The 18,991-nt window shown below is 36.7% G+C and carries 13 protein-coding genes and 1 tRNA gene; 8 read left to right on the top strand and 6 right to left on the bottom strand.

Going from position 1 to position 18,991, the window contains the following annotated elements:
- Positions 1–2 precede the first annotated feature (2 nt).
- Positions 3–3,314, top strand: a complete 3,312-nt coding sequence (locus tag C8N46_RS13685; protein ID WP_108115469.1) for an efflux RND transporter permease subunit — start codon at positions 3–5, stop codon at positions 3,312–3,314.
- Positions 3,304–4,620: a TolC family protein gene (locus C8N46_RS13680; RefSeq protein ID WP_108115468.1), complete on the top strand. Its 1,317-nt coding sequence runs from the start codon at positions 3,304–3,306 to the stop codon at positions 4,618–4,620. The genes C8N46_RS13685 and C8N46_RS13680 overlap by 11 nt, the downstream gene beginning before the upstream one ends.
- A 343-nt stretch (positions 4,621–4,963) precedes the next feature.
- Here the strand turns inward: C8N46_RS13680 and C8N46_RS13675 are convergent, their stop codons facing one another.
- Entirely contained in the window at positions 4,964–5,842 is an 879-nt protein-coding gene (locus C8N46_RS13675; RefSeq protein ID WP_245896860.1) for a winged helix-turn-helix domain-containing protein, read from the bottom strand.
- Positions 5,843–5,993: 151 nt separating this feature from the next.
- On the opposite strand from C8N46_RS13675, the gene C8N46_RS13670 reads away from it, so the two are divergent.
- The 3 genes from C8N46_RS13670 (at position 5,994) to C8N46_RS13660 (ending at position 8,630) form a co-directional block, all read left to right on the top strand.
- The gene (locus C8N46_RS13670) at positions 5,994–6,548 is read left to right on the top strand and encodes a YceI family protein (RefSeq protein ID WP_108115467.1); all 555 of its coding nucleotides are present in this window, start codon (positions 5,994–5,996) and stop codon (positions 6,546–6,548) included.
- 10 nt (positions 6,549–6,558) lie between these two features.
- Positions 6,559–7,149 carry a hypothetical protein gene (locus C8N46_RS13665; protein WP_108115466.1) on the top strand — a complete coding sequence of 197 codons (591 nt, stop codon included), beginning with the start codon at positions 6,559–6,561 and terminating at the stop codon, positions 7,147–7,149.
- A gap of 194 nt (positions 7,150–7,343) precedes the next feature.
- Positions 7,344–8,630: a hypothetical protein gene (locus C8N46_RS13660; protein WP_146169824.1), complete on the top strand. Its 1,287-nt coding sequence runs from the start codon at positions 7,344–7,346 to the stop codon at positions 8,628–8,630.
- A 301-nt stretch (positions 8,631–8,931) separates the two neighbouring features.
- Here the strand turns inward: C8N46_RS13660 and C8N46_RS13655 are convergent.
- Together C8N46_RS13655 and mce are read right to left on the bottom strand one after the other, a co-directional pair.
- Positions 8,932–9,005: transfer RNA gene (locus tag C8N46_RS13655), tRNA-Ile, on the bottom strand.
- Between the two features lie 56 nt (positions 9,006–9,061).
- A complete protein-coding gene (gene mce / locus C8N46_RS13650; protein WP_108115464.1) occupies positions 9,062–9,463 on the bottom strand; it encodes a methylmalonyl-CoA epimerase in 402 nt (133 codons plus the stop codon).
- A 171-nt stretch (positions 9,464–9,634) separates the two neighbouring features.
- On the opposite strand from mce, the gene rbfA reads away from it, so the two are divergent.
- Together rbfA and C8N46_RS13640 are read left to right on the top strand one after the other, a co-directional pair.
- Positions 9,635–10,027, top strand: coding sequence for a 30S ribosome-binding factor RbfA (rbfA, locus tag C8N46_RS13645; protein WP_108115617.1), 393 nt, complete (start codon positions 9,635–9,637; stop codon positions 10,025–10,027).
- Positions 10,028–11,239: an ABC transporter permease gene (locus C8N46_RS13640; protein WP_108115463.1), complete on the top strand. Its 1,212-nt coding sequence runs from the start codon at positions 10,028–10,030 to the stop codon at positions 11,237–11,239.
- A 305-nt stretch (positions 11,240–11,544) separates the two neighbouring features.
- Here C8N46_RS13640 and dusB read toward each other — a convergent pair whose 3' ends face one another.
- Both dusB and C8N46_RS13630 read right to left on the bottom strand, forming a co-directional pair.
- Positions 11,545–12,537 carry a tRNA dihydrouridine synthase DusB gene (dusB, locus tag C8N46_RS13635; protein ID WP_108115462.1) on the bottom strand — a complete coding sequence of 331 codons (993 nt, stop codon included), beginning with the start codon at positions 12,535–12,537 and terminating at the stop codon, positions 11,545–11,547.
- Positions 12,538–12,635: 98 nt separating this feature from the next.
- The gene (locus tag C8N46_RS13630) at positions 12,636–15,041 is read right to left on the bottom strand and encodes an outer membrane beta-barrel family protein (RefSeq protein WP_146169823.1); all 2,406 of its coding nucleotides are present in this window, start codon (positions 15,039–15,041) and stop codon (positions 12,636–12,638) included.
- 156 nt (positions 15,042–15,197) lie between these two features.
- Here C8N46_RS13630 and lepA point away from each other — a divergent pair, with 156 nt between their 5' ends.
- Positions 15,198–16,994, top strand: a complete 1,797-nt coding sequence (lepA, locus tag C8N46_RS13625; protein ID WP_108115460.1) for a translation elongation factor 4 — start codon at positions 15,198–15,200, stop codon at positions 16,992–16,994.
- Between the two features lie 139 nt (positions 16,995–17,133).
- On the opposite strand, the gene C8N46_RS13620 is transcribed toward lepA, so the two are convergent.
- Complete coding sequence (locus C8N46_RS13620) at positions 17,134–18,984, bottom strand: cation:proton antiporter (protein ID WP_108115459.1); 1,851 nt, start codon at positions 18,982–18,984, stop codon at positions 17,134–17,136.
- Between the last annotated feature and the right edge of the window lie 7 nt (positions 18,985–18,991).

Genomic DNA, 18,991 nt, shown 5'->3' with positions numbered 1-18,991 from the left:
ACATGAGAAAACTAATCGCCTATTTTATTCGCTATCACGTAGCTGTCAATGTGTTTATCATTGCCTTTTTTGCTTTTGGTACTTTGGGAATTATGTCTTTAAAGTCGTCCTTTTTCCCGCTGGTCGATTCTAAAATAATTAATATCAACATTACCTATCCTGGAGCGTCTCCACAAGAAATTGAAGAAGGAATTGTACTTCAGATTGAAGATAATTTAAAAGGATTGAAAGGAATTGACCGTGTGACCTCAACTTCTCGTGAAAACAGCGGAACCATTACGGTTGAAATTGAAAAAGGAGAAAATATAGACTTCATGCTATTGGAAGTAAAAAACGCGGTAGACCGTGTGCCGTCCTTTCCAACAGGCATGGAACCACTAATTGTCGCCAAGCAAGAAGCTGTACGAGAAACTATCTCTTTTGCAGTAAGCGGCGATAATATTCCGCTGGCAACGCTCAAACAAATTGGACGCGCTATTGAAAACGATTTGCGTGGTATTGACGGAATTTCGCAAGTAAATATCTCAGGATATCCTGCCGAAGAAATTGAAATTGCGGTTAATGAAAATAGTCTGCTTGCGTACAATTTAACCTTTACCGACGTAGCGCAAGCCGTAAGTACTGCCAATATTTTGGTGACAGGTGGAAACATCAAAACAGATGTGGAAGAATATTTAATTCGTGCCAACAATCGCTCGTATTATGGAGATGAATTGTCAAATATTCCTGTAAAAGCGCTTCCAAATGGAACGACAGTTCGACTCAAAGATGTAGCGATTATTCGCGACCGTTTTTCGGAAACGCCAAATGCTTCGTATTTCAATCAAAAGCTATCGGTTAATATTTCCATCACGAGTACCAACAATGAAGATTTGATTGGCTCGGCGGATAAAGTGAAAGAATATATTGAAGAATACAATCAAAAATACGACAATGTTCGTTTAGATGTCGTGCGTGATTTATCCATAACGCTCAACCAACGAACGGATTTACTAGTAGAAAACGCTGTTATCGGAATGTTGTTGGTATTGGTTTTTCTATCTATCTTTTTAAATACACGACTTGCCTTTTGGGTAGCTTTCGGATTGCCAATTTCCTTTTTGGGAATGTTCATCTTTGCAGGTCAATTTGACGTAACGATTAACGTGTTGTCCCTTTTCGGGATGATTATCGTGATTGGTATTTTGGTAGATGACGGAATTGTAATTGCCGAAAATATCTATCAACATTACGAAAAAGGAAAATCGCCGATAAAAGCTGCAATTGATGGAACTATGGAAGTAATTCCACCAGTAGTTTCTGCCATTGTAACTACCTTATTAGCCTTTTCGTTGTTCCTCTTTTTAGATAGTAGAATTGGAGAATTTTTCAGCGAAGTTTCCGTCATTGTAATTCTCACTTTGGTCATTTCGCTTATAGAAGCCTTGATTATTCTACCTGCGCATTTGGCACATTCCAAAGCCTTGCGTAAACAAGAAAAAGAAGAGAATCCATCTAAAATAAAACAGTTTTTCTCCAAAATGCGCGCTATCAACACCTTTGGCGATCGCATTATGAGCTTTTTACGCGACAAATTGTACGCGCCTACACTTCGTTTTGTATTGCGCGCCAAGCTATTTTCATTAGGTGTTTTTATTGCGTTGTTGGTACTTACCTTTGGCGCAATAGGTGGCGGAATTATTGGAGTGACTATTTTCCCTAGAATCGCTAGTGACCGTGTTTCTGTAGAATTGGACATGCCAAACGGAACCAACGAAAAAATTACCGATTCTATCATTTCCATGATTGAAGAAAAGTCGTTTCTCGTCAATGAATACTTCTCAGAGAAATATTTAAAAGGAACGGACAAAAAGCTGTTTGAAAACACCATTTTAAACATTAAAAGTAGTTCTAGCGCTGAACTTATCATCAATATGTTGCCTGGAGAAGAACGTCCAGATGCCATCAATTCGCAGCTAGTCGCCAACAAATTGCGCGATACCGTCGGTCCTGTCATCGGTACGGAACGTTTGATTTTTGGTTCGGGCGGAAACTTTGGTGGAAGTCCTGTTTCTGTGGCGCTTTTGGGGAATAATATTGAAGAACTCAAAGCCGCCAAAAAAGAACTCAAAGATGTTTTAGAAAAAAATCCACTGTTAAAAGATATTGAAGACAACGATCCAGCCGGCATCAAAGAAATTCGTTTGCAACTTAAAGAAAGTGCCTATTTACTTGGTTTGGACTTACGAACCGTCATGTCGCAAGTAAGAGCTGGATTCTTCGGCGCACAAGCACAACGTTTTCAGCGTGGACAAGACGAAATAAAAGTGTGGGTTCGGTACGACAGAAGCAACCGAGCATCTATCAACGATTTGGACGATATGCGTATTGTAACGCCAACTGGCGAACGTGTAACACTGAAGGATATTGCTACGTATACCATACAACGTGGAGAAGTTGCCATCAATCATTTGGAAGGACAACGTGAAATTCGTATTTCTGCCGATTTAAAAAATCCGAGTGAAAGCGCTACCGATATTTTAGATGACATCAGAAATAATACAATTCCAGAATTGCAATCAAAATATCCGACAATTTCTGCTTCTTTTGAAGGACAAAATCGAGAAGCAACCAAACTCAACAATTCGTTGGCAAAAGCGGGAATTCCTATCTTAATCCTAATTTATATCGCAATTGCGTTTACGTTTAGAAGTTACAGTCAGCCGATATTATTAATCTTATTGATTCCATTTAGTTTAACTGCGGTGGCTTGGGGACATTGGTTGCTCAATTTTCCTGTAAATGTATTATCGTTGTTAGGAATTATTGCGTTGATTGGAATTATGGTCAACGACGGACTCGTCTTGATTGGAAAATTCAATAGCAATCTAAAAGAAGGGATGAAGTTCGACCTCGCGCTAACAGAAGCTGGAAAATCACGTTTTAGAGCTATTTTCTTAACCTCATTAACCACCATTGCAGGATTAGCACCATTACTATTAGAAAAAAGCAGACAAGCGCAATTCTTAAAACCAATGGCAATTTCTATTTCGTTTGGAATTGGGTATGCCACCATTTTAACTTTATTAGTATTGCCGTTATTTTTAGCATTTAGCAACAATATCAAAAGACAATTAAAATGGTTAGCATTTGGTGGAACTGTTACCAAAGAAGAAGTAGAACGCGCTATTAAAGAACAAAAAGAAGGTGCTGAATTGCTCGAGCATGACGAAGATGAAGCCTTAGGCAATGGCGCTATTGACATTGACGCCGTGGAAGCAGCAGAAACCTCAGAAAACACTTCACAACATCAAAATCAAGCAGATGAATCGTAACATTTATATCACCGCTACGTTGGTTTTTTTAGGCATGTATTTGAATGCACAAGAACTGCTTTCGCCTGATAAAGCGGTTCAATTGACATTGGAACATAATTACGGAATTCAAATTGCCAATAATAATGTAGAAGTTGCTGAAAATAATACAAGCGTTTTAAATTCTGGCTATTTACCAACATTGACAGGAAATGCGGGAGCAACGTACAATTTAGACAATACCGAAGCCGAATTTTCCAATGGAAACTCTACTGTATTGAACGGAGCGGAAAGTTCGCGTTACAATGCTACTATCAACCTAAATTATACTTTGTTTGATGGTTTGGGTAGATTGTACAATTATAGAAGACTCAAAGAACAATACCAATTGTCAGAATTGGAAGCACGTGAAACGATTGAAAATACCATGTTGCAATTGTTTTCGGTGTATTATTCGGTGGCGCAACTTGAAGAAAATACAAATGCCATCAAAGAAACATTTCAAATTTCGAAAGATCGCTTAACGCGTTCGGAATATCAGTTTGAATATGGTCAAAATACGAAATTGGATGTCTTAAATGCGGAAGTGGATATCAATAATGATAGCATTAGTATTGTCAATACACAACAGCAACTCATCAACGCCAAACGCGATTTAAACGTAATTATGGGTAATAAAGTAGCAGGCGATTTTAACGTAGATACGAATATTTCTTTTCTGTTTGATTTGAATAAAGACGAATTGTGGACCAAGACGAAAGCAAATAATGTATCGTTGTTGCAAGCAGATAGAAACATCAATATCAGTACGTTGGATGTAAAGTCGAATCGTTCGCAATATTTACCAACGGTTGGATTGACAGGAAGTTATGGTTGGAATCGAAATAATAACAATGCGGCATCATTTGTGGCAGTTTCTACCAACACAGGATTGTCTGCAGGCGTAAGTTTGACTTGGAATTTGTTTGATGGCGGAACAACCATTACACGTGTTAAAAACGCAAAAATTACACTAGAAACGCAGCAATTGCAAAGAGAGCAAATTTTAATCGATTTGGAACGCAATTTTAACAATGCTTGGGACGATTATCAAAACAAAGTGTTGATTTACCAATTACAAGAAGAAAACATCAAAACTGCCGAAAATAACTTCAACCGTACGCAAGAGAAGTTTAAAATTGGACAAGTAAATTCTATCGAATTCCGACAAGCACAATTAAATTTATTAAACGCGGAACTCAGCCGAAATCAAGCAAAATACAATGCAAAATTGGCGGAATTGGTCGTATTGCAATTGAGTGGCGATTTGTTGAATGTTAAGTTTTAGGTGTTAGGTTTTGGGTATTAGGTTTTGGGTATTAGGTATTGGATTGCTTCGCTATCGCTCTTGGACACGGCTCGCCTTTAGATGTTAGACCGCTTCGCTGTTAGACTTTTTCTCTTTTAATTTTAAATGTTGGATGCTGAATGTTGTATTTTTTTGTTTTTCGTTTTTTGTCATTCCTACGAAGATAGGAATCTATGTGAAGTTGAATCACACTTCGATAAACTCAATGTAAAAGTTCAACTTAACATTTAGTTTCATAAAAGAAAATTCCTAACAATCTAAAAGTTTTGCGTAGCAAAAGAGTCTAAATGTCTAAGAGGTTTCCACCTACGCGGGAACAAGTCTAGCTGTCTAACTCCAGCTTATATCCTACTCCATGTACATTGGTGATTTTAATACGTTCGTCATCTTTAAGTTTTTTGCGGAGTTTGGAAATGTAGGTGTCTAAACTTCTGCCGACAATTACGCCATTATCTTCCCATACTTTTTTGGTCAATTCATCGCGCGTGACTACCTGATTGAGATTGTCTGCAAATATTTGAAGTAATTCACATTCTTTCTTTGAGAGATTAATTTCCACCGCTTGTTTGACTAATTTATTTTGTGTCGGATAAAAATCAAAAATTCCAATGGTTGCAAACTTGTTATTTGCTTCATCTTTTGCTTCAAGCGTTGCAGTGTTTTTATTTTTCTTTCGAAAGAATATTTCCATCACAATGAAAAACAACAAAAGTAGCATAGTCAATAGCAAGGAAATCGTTAACACGATATTACTTTTCCCCGTAAACCGCAATTGAATGGTATAACAATCCATGGGCAACCAACGTCCCGAACACGGGATAATGGTGCTTTCTTCGTGTTTGGTCATTAAAAAGCTGTAGGCAACTTGTTTGGTACTGCACTGTATCACTTCTACTATATATTCTGAAGGTAATTTTGAAATTAGAAAACTATCTTCCAACCATTTCACCAAGATGGTTGGTTCAAAAGTTAGCTGATTTTGAAATGAGAGTTCGTACGTGTCGGACGCAATTTCTTTAATTGGCAAAATTAACGAGGTTGAGTCTTTTTCAGATAGTAAGAGTTTGTTGCCCGCATAGCGCAATGCAACTTTTACTTTTTCAGAAAATCGCTTCGGTCGTGAATTTGCAGTAGAAATCAACCAAATACACAACAATACAATTCCTAAAAAACTGTATATAATTATTCTCTTTTTACTCATAACGGCTGTAAATAACAGACAATTTCGCGACTTTTTACAACTGTTGACACTTCTTTTACACTTTTTTGACATTTTTCACCACGACTCCACGCTAGTTTTACTTCACAATTGAAAACAATCAAAAAGTAATCACATTTAAAAAAACGAACAGATGAAAAAAATTTTAGTTTTTATCGCTTTTATCGCGATAGCACAGATGAACGCGCAAGAGCAACTTCCTATTGATGTATCAAAAAGTAGCATTAAATGGTCGTGCGATTATAGTTTTTATTTTAACGGGCATTATGGATTTGTCAATTTTCAGGAAGGCTATTTTATCAAAACAGACGATAAAATTTCAGGCGGACGTTTTGTAATTGATCTCAACACCATTCAGGCAACGGATATGAGCAAATCAGGAAACGAAAATTTAACGGAGCATTTAAAAGACTCCGATTTTTTTGATGTAAAACGCTTTCCAAAAGCAACGTTGGTCATTACGAATGTTGAATATAAGGATGCAACACATTTTCGAGCTAGAGCGGATATGACTATAAAAGGAATTACGCAATCGATAAATTTTCAAGCAGAAGTCGATTTTGCAACTCAAACCATGAAGACAAAATTTAAAATTGACCGCACGCGTTGGGGAATTAATTATAACAATGCTTTAAAAGACAGTGCAATTTCAGATGCGGTTGGCTTTGAAGTAACTATTAGTTTGTAACTTGATACGCATGAAAAATAACATACTTTTTATTTTCTTGTGGATTGCTCTGTGTGCATTCGCGCAAGCGCAACAACCAAATTTGTTACAAATTCCCGACGATTCGTGGCAGGAAGAAAAAATACACATGCCTTTACATTTTGCGCCGCAAATTCCCTATGCTGGTGAGGAAGAATTGCGCTTTTCGAAAGATTGGTCAAAACAAGGAACAAATGGTTTTTGGAGCTATGTATTTGTTTGGGACATCGATTTGAAAGCACTATTAACTTCCCAACAACTAGAAATTGACATGCAATACTATTTTGACGGATTGATGGGCGTTGTGAATAAGGATAAAGACAAAAAACTACCGAAAACCATCGCGTTATTTTTAGAAAAAGAAGCCAAAGAGAATTATGTGTCATTTGTTGGGAAGCTTCAAATCTACAATTCATTTCATACTAAAGATGTCATGGTGTTGAATTGTACAGTACAACAATTCTATTGTCCGAAAAAGCAAAAATCGTTGGTATTGTTTCGTTTTTCTCCGAAAGAATGGAATCATCCCATTTGGAACGAATTACAAACAGTAACACTTACAGAAAAACCTTGTAATCAGTAACAAAACTAGCAGTTTTCTTAGTTTTCTTGTAAAATCACCTTCTAAAGCCTTTTTTGTAGGTAAATTAAACTTTTTTTAAAATTTCTTACCATTTTATTTGTTTTTTGTAAGATTATTACTTATACTATATACAGTTAAAACCGATAATTGACCAAGAAAATAATTATAAACCTTTAAAACAAATTTAAAAAACTATGAAAACCACAGTCCCCACAATGTTGGGAAGAAATTTTAAAAAACTATTATTAACCGTAGCAACTTTACTACTTATTTTCTCTTGCCAAACTTCCAATGATGAAGTTATATTGGAAGAAACCCAATCGCTAGATGAAGGATTATCTTTTTCGGAAAGATATAAAAATGCACCCGATAAAGCGCAATTTATCATCGATAATAAAGACTATTATGGAAAAGAAATTGATGAGCAATTGGTAAGAGACTTTTTCAATGCAAAAGACCGAATTGCCTTTATTGAAAACAATTTAGAGCGTTTTGGTAAGAATAAAAAAATGATGCAGATTCATGTAAAAGCTAATAAAAATGAATTTAGTACAAAAAGTACACAAGTGCCAAGCTATGATACGTACACTGCATGGAAAGAAATTAACAACAGTACATTTGATGTATTTAATGATATAGCAGGACCAGGAATTGATTATAAGAATCCTTATTTCGCAAAAGACAGATTTGCCGCAGTGATTGGATCTGGTTCTACAAAACCTCATGGTGTATATGTAAATGATGTAGCCATGGTTTGGACAGGAAGTCCACAAAACCCAGTAGATACTTATGGTTGGGATGCTGAATATCGATTCAAAATTAATGGAATCAGTGCCAGTACCTATGACAATCTTGTAAACAATACTTCGTATAATTCATGGACAAAAATTCCAGGAATAAATATTGAGATGAAGCCAAACGGTTCTAGTCAAGCTAGAGACCTTACTTCTTCTGGAGTAAGTCATTCCTATTCAAATTTTGTAGAAATTCAAAATAGTCATACGGTAAGTACGACTTTAGGATCAGAGTTTGAAGCTGGTGTTATATTTGCCAAAGGTTCTGCCTCTATTGAAGTATCTTATGCATATACTAGATCAAAAACAGAAAGAAATACCGAAACTTTTACTCAAAATTTAAGTGCAACCGCGTATAATGTTCCTGCCAATGGTAGAGCATTTTTCCACCCGCAAACGAGAAGTAAAACGTTGAGTTATACCATTGAAGCTCCTTTTGAGCTTTCAGGATATGTAGCTGCCGATTACGGTTCAGGAAAATGGAATGGAAGTCACTTTTGGGCAACTGGAAACAGAGGGTATTTCCAAGAAGCGTATGACAATTCAAGAGATGAATTTCAAATTGATGAGCAAGTACAAACTACGGTAGCCATGATTCCATATAGAGAAAAACTGGAAAATGGTGTCTATAAACCGTATGAATGGATTGATACCTATTACAATGACTATTATAATTTAGGGTATTAATAATTGAAATTTTAGATAGTAAAAACTCCGCATGTATGTGTGGAGTTTTTTTGTTGTGACTTTTTTTTGAATAAAAAAAGCTTCTTAATTTCTCAAGAAGCTTTCAACGTTTTAAAAAGTGGTCCCATATTTCGGTAAACTCAATACGGCGACTGGGCTCACCTCTAATTACTGTGTAAGGTGCTTTCGCAGAAAAATATATTTTCCCGCTCAACCAATGCTCGGTATAAACTTCTCGCTAGAAAATTTCTGACAGAAAAAAACCCTCCAGAAACACTGAAAGGTTTTGTCGTTTTAAAAGTGGTCCCAACTGGGCTCGAACCAGTGACCCTCTGATTATGAGTCAGATGCTCTAACCAACTGAGCTATGGGACCGTAAAACGGGATGCAATATTACTACTTTTTTTACTTTCGTAAAAATTTAATCTGTATTAAATTCTTTCCTGACACAACTCTATCAGCATGCCGTTGGTCGATTTTGGATGCAAAAAGACCACCAACTTGTTATCTGCTCCTTTTTTGGGTGTTTCGTTCAATACGACAAAACCTTCTTTTTTCAATCGCGCTACCTCAGCGTGAATGTCCGTTACATCAAACGCAATATGGTGTACACCTTCGCCTTTTTTGGCAATAAATTTCGCGATTGGACTGTCGTCACGCGTAGCTTCCAACAGTTCTATTTTGCTTTCGCCCAACTGGAAAAATGAGGTTTTCACACCTTCGCTTTCCACCTCTTCCATTTTATAATGTTGTTTGTTAAAAAGCTTGGCAAATAATTCGTTGGACGCGTCAATATCTTTTACCGCAATTCCAATATGTTCTATTTTGTTCACGATTTTTTTCTTAATTTGATTGTCAATTCTATTGTGTTGAAAGCTAGAAAATTGTTTTAAAGAGTACTTTCTAGTGTTTTAATCTCAATTATTACGTAAAGTTATTGCAATTCCACAGCAATGTCAACGTTTTGTGGCGTTATTATTATATTTTTGCAAATTATGAGTGATATAGAAAGTAATAGACAGAAAAAAATAGCAGGAGTGCTCCAAAAAGATTTGGTAGACATTCTACAAGGTGCAGCAAGAAGTGGCGGATTGACGAACGTGATTATTTCAGTGACAAAAGTAAATGTAACCGTTGACCTTTCAGTTGCTAAAGTATATTTGAGCATTTTTCCACATGATAAATCGAAAGAATTATTGGAAGGAATTAAATCAAACGCACCATTAATTAAGCACGATTTGGCACAACGCGTGCGTCATCAACTTCGAAAAGTGCCGAATTTAATTTTCTTTGTAGACGATTCTTTGGAATACATTGAAAACATTGAAAAGTCATTAGAAGGCAAAGAAAACCCTATTGAAGACCCTGATTTACTAGACAAAAGAAAGAAATCGTAGTTGAAATTTCCATTGTACATAGCCAAGCGGTATTTGCTGTCTAAAAGTTCGCAAAACGCTATTAATATTATCAACATTGTTACGAGTGTCGTAGTGGTGATTGGTGCGTTGGCTTTGTTCATTGTCCTTTCTGGATTTGCAGGATTGAAAACCTTTAGTTTGTCGTTTAGCAACGATTTTGATCCTGATATTAAGATTGAAGCCGCTACGGGAAAAACCTTTCGCGTCAACGCAGCGCAACTAAAAGAACTAGAAGAAATTCCAGAAATTGTATCGTTTTCAAAAATTGTGGAAGAGCGTGTGGTGTTGAGTTTTAAAAACAAACATCACATCGCCAAGATAAAAGGTGTTGATGCCAATTTTAAAAGTGTAAATGCGGTTGACAGCATCATGTATGTTGGAAAATGGGTAGACCCGAATCAGTATCAAGATGCGGTGATTGGCATTGGAATTTCAAATCTTTTAGGCGTTATCGCGAATGATTATACAGGGTTGCTGGAAATTATTGTCCCGAAGCCTGGTACCAATAGTATCACAAGCAGCTCCAAGGCGCCGTATGAGCAGGTAAATGTGTTGACTTCGGGTATTTATCGCATCAATGAAGATTTGGACGATCAGTTTGTATTTACCAATTTGGAATTGGCGCAAGAATTACTCGAATTAGACATAGACCAAGTCACGCATATTGAATTTGATATTCTTCCTGAAGCAGATGAAGCTGTGGTACGAGAAAAAATTGCGACGGTTTTTAACAACGAAGTGATTACCAAAAGTCGTATTGAATTGAACGATGCGCTTTACAAAATGTTGAACACCGAAAACATCGCTATTTACTTAATTTTCACCTTAGTACTCATTCTTGCATTGTTTAATGTGGTCGGAGCCATTGTCATGATGATTTTAGACAAGCGCGGCAATTTAAAAACGTTGTTTAGCATGGGAACCACCATTAAACAGATAAAACGTATTTTCTTTTTTCAAGGTATAATTATTACTACGTTGGGTGGATTGTTAGGTATTACACTTGGCGTGATTGCTGTATTTTTGCAGATAAAATTCAAGTTAATATACATCACGGCGAGTTTGCCATATCCTGTGGAGTTCAAGTTCATGAATTGCGTTACCGTATTTTTAACGATTACCATTTTAGGCATTCTAGCTTCCTATTTGGCAAGTAGAAGGATCACAAAAGGGTTTATTGCGAATTCTTAGATTTTTCGCTACGCTCAATTCAATGATTTAAAAATTCAATGATTCAAGGTTTTTGTTTTAAGCTTTGTTAGATTTTTAGATTGATTAGACACGCTTTACTTTTTCCTTTTCCAGATTGGTTTATTTTACGTCACTTCGAATGGTTTTCGACAGAAAACTGTATCGAGAAGTACTAAGATACAGTTCGATTCATAGTACTTCTCGATACAAATTTGTTGCACAAATTCACTCGAAGTGACGGTATGGGTTAAGTAAGACTTCGTTCTTTACGTTGAAGAATTCAGCAAGTAAGAAAGCTTAGAGACTTACACGAATTGATAATCGCCAAACTTTTCATAAACTTCATCCAATACTTGGAAAACACCGGCAGAATCGTCTGTAGTCACTAAACGTTGACGGTATTCTTTAAAGTGTGGAATTCCTCTGAAATAATTGGCATAATGACGACGCGTTTCAAAAACACCTAAACGCTCTCCTTTCCAATCGACAGACATTTGTAAATGACGCCGTGCGGCTTCTATGCGTTCTTCCATCGTTGGTTTTGCCCTATGTGTTCCGGTTTCAAAGTAATGCTTTACTTCTCTAAAAAACCACGGATAACCAATACTTGCACGACCAATCATAGCGCCATCCAAGCCAAATTCATCACGCATTAACATGGCTTTTTCTGGAGAATCCACATCGCCATTTCCAAATACTGGAATGTGCATGCGTGGATTGTTTTTTACCTCAGCAATCGGGCGCCAATCGGCTTCACCTTTATACATTTGCGCACGTGTACGACCGTGAATGGCAATAGAAGCGCAACCAACATCTTGCAAGCGTTCGGCAACTTCTACAATTTTGATAGAATCGTGATCCCAACCCAAACGCGTTTTCACGGTTATGGGTAATTTGGTGTGCTTTACCATGGCTTCAGTTAAGGAAACCATCAAATCGATGTCTTTTAGAATTCCTGCGCCTGCTCCTTTGCTTACTACTTTTTTTACAGGGCAACCAAAGTTGATGTCTATAATATCAGGACCTGATTTTTCCACAATCTCCACCGATTTCAACATCGAATCTAGGTTTGCACCAAATATTTGAATTCCTACAGGGCGTTCTTTTTCGTAGATATCAAGCTTCATTGTACTTTTGGCAGCATCGCGAATCAATCCTTCCGAAGAAATAAATTCCGTATACACTACATCAGCACCTTGTTCCTTGCACAAGGCACGAAAAGGCGGATCACTTACATCTTCCATCGGCGCCAGCAACAAAGGAAAGTCTGGCAATTCTATGTCTCCTATTTTTACCACAATTTGTTATGCTATAAAGATTCGGCAAAGATACAGGAAAAATTTAAAGTACTAAAGTATCTAAAAGGTAGATTGTAAGCTGTTTAAGAGAGGTTCACTTACTCCTTCAAACGCTCTTGCTCTGCAGAAGATTTGGTACGTTGATTGGTTTGTAATCGCGTATTTCCGAAGTTATATCGAAATCCAACACGAATGGTTTGCGTATCGTAATTGGTAAAGTAACGACTATTTTGATTGACAAAACGTGTCGTTTTTGTGAATTCTTGTCCGTTTAAGATATCATTCAACGTTAAGGAAATGGTTGCTTTTTTATGCCACAACGTCTTTCGTAACGATAAACTCACAAAGTTTCTATCTGATACTTCAGAAAGTCCTTGAATATTACTCGAAATGTAAAGTAGAGAAAGGTTCGCCGTTAAACTTTGGTCTTTTAAAAAGGTAAAATTATTGTCTAAAGTAGTGTACAACGACCATTTGCTTTGCGTTGTTTGCACATTATCTCCTAAGGTAAATGTATCACTCATATTGAATACAGACGACACAAAAGACACATCCCACGTGTCGGTTACAGGAAAATACGTGACAAAATCTAGCCCATAGTCGACACTTTTTTCAATGTTTGAAGCAATATATTGTATCACATCATTTTGATTGTCTTGCAAGGTGAGTTCAAAAATAGCTGCTTTATTGTAGGTGTAATACGCTTCAATAAAAAACGTATCATCAATTTCCACACCAACTTTATATCGATTGGTAATGGCAGGTTGTAAACGCGGATTTCCCGTTACAAATGAAAAGTCGGTAAAATTATAGCGAAACGGATTCAAATCGTCAAAACTTGGTCGCTGAATTCTTCTGCTGAAATCTGCATAAATATTGACTTTTTCTGAGGCTTTATGACTCAGATACGCACTCGGAAACAACTCAAAGTAGTTTTGTGTATTGGTTTGATTCGTGCTTCCAGAAACGCCTTTAATTTCCGTTTGTTCACCTCTAAAGCCAATTTTCAAACTCCAATCTTCCCAGCTTTTAGCATAACTGATATACGCCGCGTAAATAGCCTCATCGTAATCAAACACATCAGAATTATTTACATCCAACACCGAAACTCCATTTTCAATATTGAATTGCAACAAATCGCTTTTGGTATCAATATTGGCAACCTTTGCGCCTGCTTCAAAATTTGACGTTTCACTGATGGGCAATTCGTAATCGACTTGTCCGCTCAAAATATTGGTGCGTTGATTGGCATGTGTCGTAAACGCTGTAGAAAAGTCAGGACTTGAAACAACTGCGTAATCTGTAGTAACAAACTGATCATCTTCTTTATCATAATCCGTATAGTGAATATTCGCTGAGAGTTTTTCGCCTGGTTTTTCAAAATTGTGCACATAATCTACATTCAACCCTAAATTGTGCTTGTCTTGGTTGAATTTATTAATTGCCAATAATGAAAAATCATTGTCCGCAACTGTTTGATCGTCTACCACAGCATTTGTAAACGTGTTCCGTTTCCAATGTGGTAAATAGAGCAAGTTTCCAGAAAAACTCAGCGAATTTTTTTCGTCAAATTCGTAATCAATATTCAAATTCACATTATGCTGATTGGACCACGTATTGCGATTAATCAGTGAATTCCACACAGACGTTGTAGTCGTATCATCCAAATAATTAATCACCTCATCATTATCTCTATTTATCTTATTGTCTGTGTAATTGTAATTTCCGAAAATATTAAACTTTCCGCGCTTGTAAAACTGGTTGATTCCTGCATTATATCGTGGAAAAACGCCTTGTGTAAAGTTTCCATACACACTTCCGTGATAGCCAACAATTAAGTTTTTTTCCATTACAATATTCAAAATGGTACTTCCTTGTGCATCGTAGCGCGCTGGCGGATTAGTAATGACCTCAACCGATTTTACCGTTTCTGCGGGCGTTCCTTCTAACAATTGATAAATTTCACTATTGGAGAGGTGTACTTTTCTATCGTTGATATAAACAATCGGCGTACTATTTTTAATAGACAATGTATTGTTGATAACAATCACACCTGGCGTTCTGCGCAATACTTCCCAAGTATTTTCTTCGGTAAGTGACGTTCCTTGAATGTTGAACACCAAACGGTCAATTTCACGTTGTAATGACGGTTTTTTGTTCGTAATCGTAACATCGTCTAAAGCTTCTGTATCTTTTTGAAGAATGATGGTTCCCAAATTCAAATCGCTCTGGACTTCCATACTTTTTGTGTACGTTTTATAACCTAAAAAGCTAATATTGAGTTCATAATTTCCTGATGAAATATTTTCTATTAAAAACATTCCTGAAGACTCGGACGAACTTCCTTTGACCACAACACCTTCTCGAAGTAATACCGCATTGGCAAAAGAGATGGCCTTTTCTGAATCAGAAGCAATCAATTTTCCTGTGACTTGATACGTTTCTTGTCCTACAGCGGTTAAAAAAGTAAAAAACACAAATAAACTTGTGATTTTTAAGTTCATGGCGTTGGTTTGGTTATAGAGGGCAAATATATTCAATTTTATTGAACGTAGAAAAAAAGCTACATCTTTAATTAAAAAATCTTTGCTTCTCTCTTGCAAACGTGTGTTTTTGGTAGCTAAAAGAACTATATTTGCAAAATATTAGCGATAAACTACATGAAGCACATTAGAAACTTTTGCATTATTGCACATATTGATCATGGAAAGAGTACGTTGGCTGACCGTTTGTTAGATTTTACAAACACGGTTACAGAACGCGAAAAACAAGATCAATTACTAGATAGTATGGACTTAGAACGTGAGCGTGGTATCACGATTAAATCACATGCTATTCAAATGGAATATACGTATGAAGGACAAGAATATATTTTAAACTTGATTGATACTCCTGGACACGTAGATTTCTCGTATGAAGTATCGCGATCCATTGCTGCCTGCGAAGGTGCATTATTGATTGTTGATGCCGCACAAAGCATTCAAGCACAAACCATTTCAAACTTATATTTGGCACTCGAAAACGATTTGGAAATTATTCCAGTCTTAAATAAGGTAGATTTACCAAGTGCCAATCCTGAAGAAGTAACCGATGATATTGTTGATTTGTTAGGTTGCGATCCCGAAGAAGTCATTCACGCAAGTGGAAAAACTGGTTTTGGTGTCGATAATATTTTAGCAGCTGTTATTGAGCGTATTCCTGCGCCAAAAGGAAGTCCAGACGAGCCTTTACAAGCCTTAATTTTTGACTCTGTGTACAATCCATTCCGAGGTGTAGAAACCTATTTTAGAGTAATCAATGGTGCTATTAAAAAAGGACAAGAGATTAAGTTTGTCGCTACTGGAAAAAAATATTATGCAGATGAAGTAGGAACCTTGAAGCTAAATCAAGTTGTAAAGAAAGAAATCAAAACGGGCGATGTTGGGTATTTAATCACAGGAATTAAAGATGCGCGCGAGGTAAAAGTAGGTGATACGATTACAGACGCCAAAAATCCAACCAAAAACGCGATTGAAGGTTTTGAAGACGTAAAACCAATGGTTTTTGCAGGAATTTATCCAGTAGATACCGAAGATTATGAAGAATTGCGTAATTCGATGGAAAAACTGCAACTGAATGATGCTTCGCTAGTATTTACACCTGAAAGTTCTGCTGCATTGGGCTTTGGTTTCCGTTGTGGATTTTTGGGAATGTTGCACATGGAAATCATCCAAGAACGTTTGGAGCGCGAATTCAACATGACCGTGATTACTACGGTTCCAAACGTATCGTATCATGCATTCACGAAGAAAAATCCTGACGAAATTATCATTGTAAATAATCCTTCTGATTTGCCTGATCCTTCAGGATTGGATCGTGTAGAAGAACCGTATATCAAAGCAACCATCATTACCAAAGCTGACTTTGTTGGAAACGTAATGTCGTTGTGTATTGAAAAACGTGGTCAAATTACCAATCAAACGTATTTGACAACAGAACGTGTAGAATTGTCGTTTGACATGCCATTGGCAGAAATTGTTTTTGACTTTTATGATCGATTAAAAACGGTTTCCAAAGGCTATGCGTCGTTTGACTATTCGCCAATAGGAATGCGCGCTTCAAAATTGGTTCGTGTTGATATTTTATTGAATGCACAACCGGTAGATGCGCTTTCTGCCTTGATTCACTTTGACAATGCATATAACATCGGAAAAAAGATGTGTGAAAAGCTCAAAGAATTAATTCCAAGACAGCAATTTGATATTCCAATTCAAGCTGCGATTGGTGCTAAGATTATTTCGCGTGAAACCATTAAAGCACTTCGTAAAGACGTAACCGCAAAATGTTACGGTGGAGATATCTCGCGTAAGCGTAAACTGCTAGAAAAGCAGAAAAAAGGTAAAAAACGCATGCGTCAAGTAGGAAACGTAGAAATTCCACAACAAGCATTTATGGCAGTGTTGAAACTAAATGATTAAATAGATTCAAGATTTTTAGAGTCTAGAATTAAGATTAAAACAGCTAGCGCGATTTTTAAACTCGCGCTAGCTGTTTCTAAAAAAGTCTAAAAATCTAAAGCAAGCGTCTCTAAAAAGTGAAACGTTCTAAAGATCTCCATTAATTCGTTTCCGTCACCTCAACATCAAAGGGTTTTCCTAAGTAGACAAGTTTCCAGTTTTTCCCAACTTCCTCTAGTTTGGTATCTTTTAAGGAAATGATATCCAATTCGCCATCTTCTTTTTTGATGAATAATGGAATCGTGTACTTTTCGAGGTTGGTTTGCTCAATTAAGCTGTTGTAATGTGCCGCATCGTTGATGTCAATTTCTTGAATAGAAGGATATTTTCGAGTTACTTCGGTTAATGAATTGTAATCGTCGGTACTAGAAAAAAGGCCTTCTACAGGATTGTTATTTTCGTCGAGCATTTCTTCTTTGGTTACCAATCGGAACGAACCATTTTCTCCAAATTCAGCACCAAATTTGTCTATAGCGTACTTGTTAATTCCAGAGTTTCCAGTAAGCGCAATTAAATATCCAACATCGTTCAATTCAATATTATCGGTTAAGGTGTTGGAATAAATATCTGTACTAATCGCTTCTAAGCCAAGTTCTTGCGCTTTTTTAATATTACTTTGGTTGCTATCAATCAACACCACATGTCGTCCGTTATTTTTTAGATAATGTCCTAACAAGCGAGATACTTTAGAAGCACCTACAATCAATATTCCTTCTGACTTTGTTAGAAAAACGCCCACCATTTTCGCAAACAAACGCGCTGTGGTTGCGTTTAATAATACCGTTCCGAGTACAATCATAAATACTAGTGGCGTAATGTATTCGGCACCTTCTACGCCTTGTTTTGCCAATTTACTTCCAAATAACGAAGCAATTCCCGCAGCTACAATTCCACGCGGTCCTACCCAACTGATAAATAGCTTTTCGTTGGTTTTTAATTTTGAATTCATTGTGCTAAGAAAAACACCTAACGGACGAATGACAAAAACGACCAACGCAAACAAAATGGCGGTTTGCCAGTTGTACAACAACATCAAATCATCCTTGTTAATATTCGCGGCAAGCAAAATAAACAAGATAGAAATTAGCAAGACACTGAGCGATTCTTTAAAGTATAAGAGTTCTTTAATATTTTCTAGTTTTCCGTTTGCCAACACCATTCCCATCACCACAACTGCTAATAAACCTGATTCGTGCGCAAAGATTTCCGATTCTACAAACACTAATAATACGGTTGATAAGGAAACTACATTCAACAAATAGTGTGGAATCAATTTTTTATTCACCGCAAACGCCAACGCGTGCGCAAATGTGAATCCAAATGTTGTTCCAAATAAGATGATTTTTCCAAACTCGATTAAGGCGGTTTTGGTAAAACCACTATCGCCACCAACACTAATAAATTCAAACATCAAAACGGCAACTAAAGCTCCTATTGGGTCAATTAAAATTCCTTCCCACTTTAATACGGTTGAAATGTCTTTTTTAAGCGGAATATTTCGAAGAATGGGCGTAATTACCGTTGGTCCCGTTACAATAATCAATCCTGAAAAAAGAAACGATAATTCCCAACTCAAGTTAAAAATAAAATGCGCTACGATTCCTGCTCCAAAAAAAGTGACTGCCGTACCAAGCGTAATTAGTTTCGTAATTACAGGGCCTACATTTTTAATTTCGGCACGTTTCAAGGTTAATCCACCTTCAAACAGAATAATACTAATGGCAAGGGATACAAAATTGAAGAGACTTTCTCCTGGAAAAAGCCCTTTTTTCTTTTCTTCATCCCAAATTGGCTCAATCCATTTGTTACCGTCTTCTGATAAAAATTCTGCGGCTATGGGTCCTACTAACAAACCAATCAATATCAATGGTAAAATTGCTGGAATTTTAAGCTTCCACGCAACCCATTGTGCCAATATTCCTAAAATGATAATTCCCGCGAGTTCGAGCATGTATTCT

Origin of the sequence: Kordia periserrulae, assembly GCF_003054265.1 — a bacterium.
In the GTDB taxonomy this organism is placed as follows: Bacteria; Bacteroidota; Bacteroidia; order Flavobacteriales; family Flavobacteriaceae; genus Kordia; species Kordia periserrulae.
This window is presented reverse-complemented; position numbering and strand designations above follow the sequence as displayed.

Coding starts and splice junctions, on each gene's coding strand:
- C8N46_RS13685 (WP_108115469.1), top strand. CDS start 3: ATGAGAAAACTAATCGCCTATTTTATTCGCTATCACGTAGCTGTCAAT.
- C8N46_RS13680 (WP_108115468.1), top strand. CDS start 3,304: ATGAATCGTAACATTTATATCACCGCTACGTTGGTTTTTTTAGGCATG.
- C8N46_RS13675 (WP_245896860.1), bottom strand. CDS start 5,842: ATGAGTAAAAAGAGAATAATTATATACAGTTTTTTAGGAATTGTATTG.
- C8N46_RS13670 (WP_108115467.1), top strand. CDS start 5,994: ATGAAAAAAATTTTAGTTTTTATCGCTTTTATCGCGATAGCACAGATG.
- C8N46_RS13665 (WP_108115466.1), top strand. CDS start 6,559: ATGAAAAATAACATACTTTTTATTTTCTTGTGGATTGCTCTGTGTGCA.
- C8N46_RS13660 (WP_146169824.1), top strand. CDS start 7,344: ATGAAAACCACAGTCCCCACAATGTTGGGAAGAAATTTTAAAAAACTA.
- C8N46_RS13630 (WP_146169823.1), bottom strand. CDS start 15,041: ATGAACTTAAAAATCACAAGTTTATTTGTGTTTTTTACTTTTTTAACC.
- lepA (WP_108115460.1), top strand. CDS start 15,198: ATGAAGCACATTAGAAACTTTTGCATTATTGCACATATTGATCATGGA.
- C8N46_RS13620 (WP_108115459.1), bottom strand. CDS start 18,984: ATGCTCGAACTCGCGGGAATTATCATTTTAGGAATATTGGCACAATGG.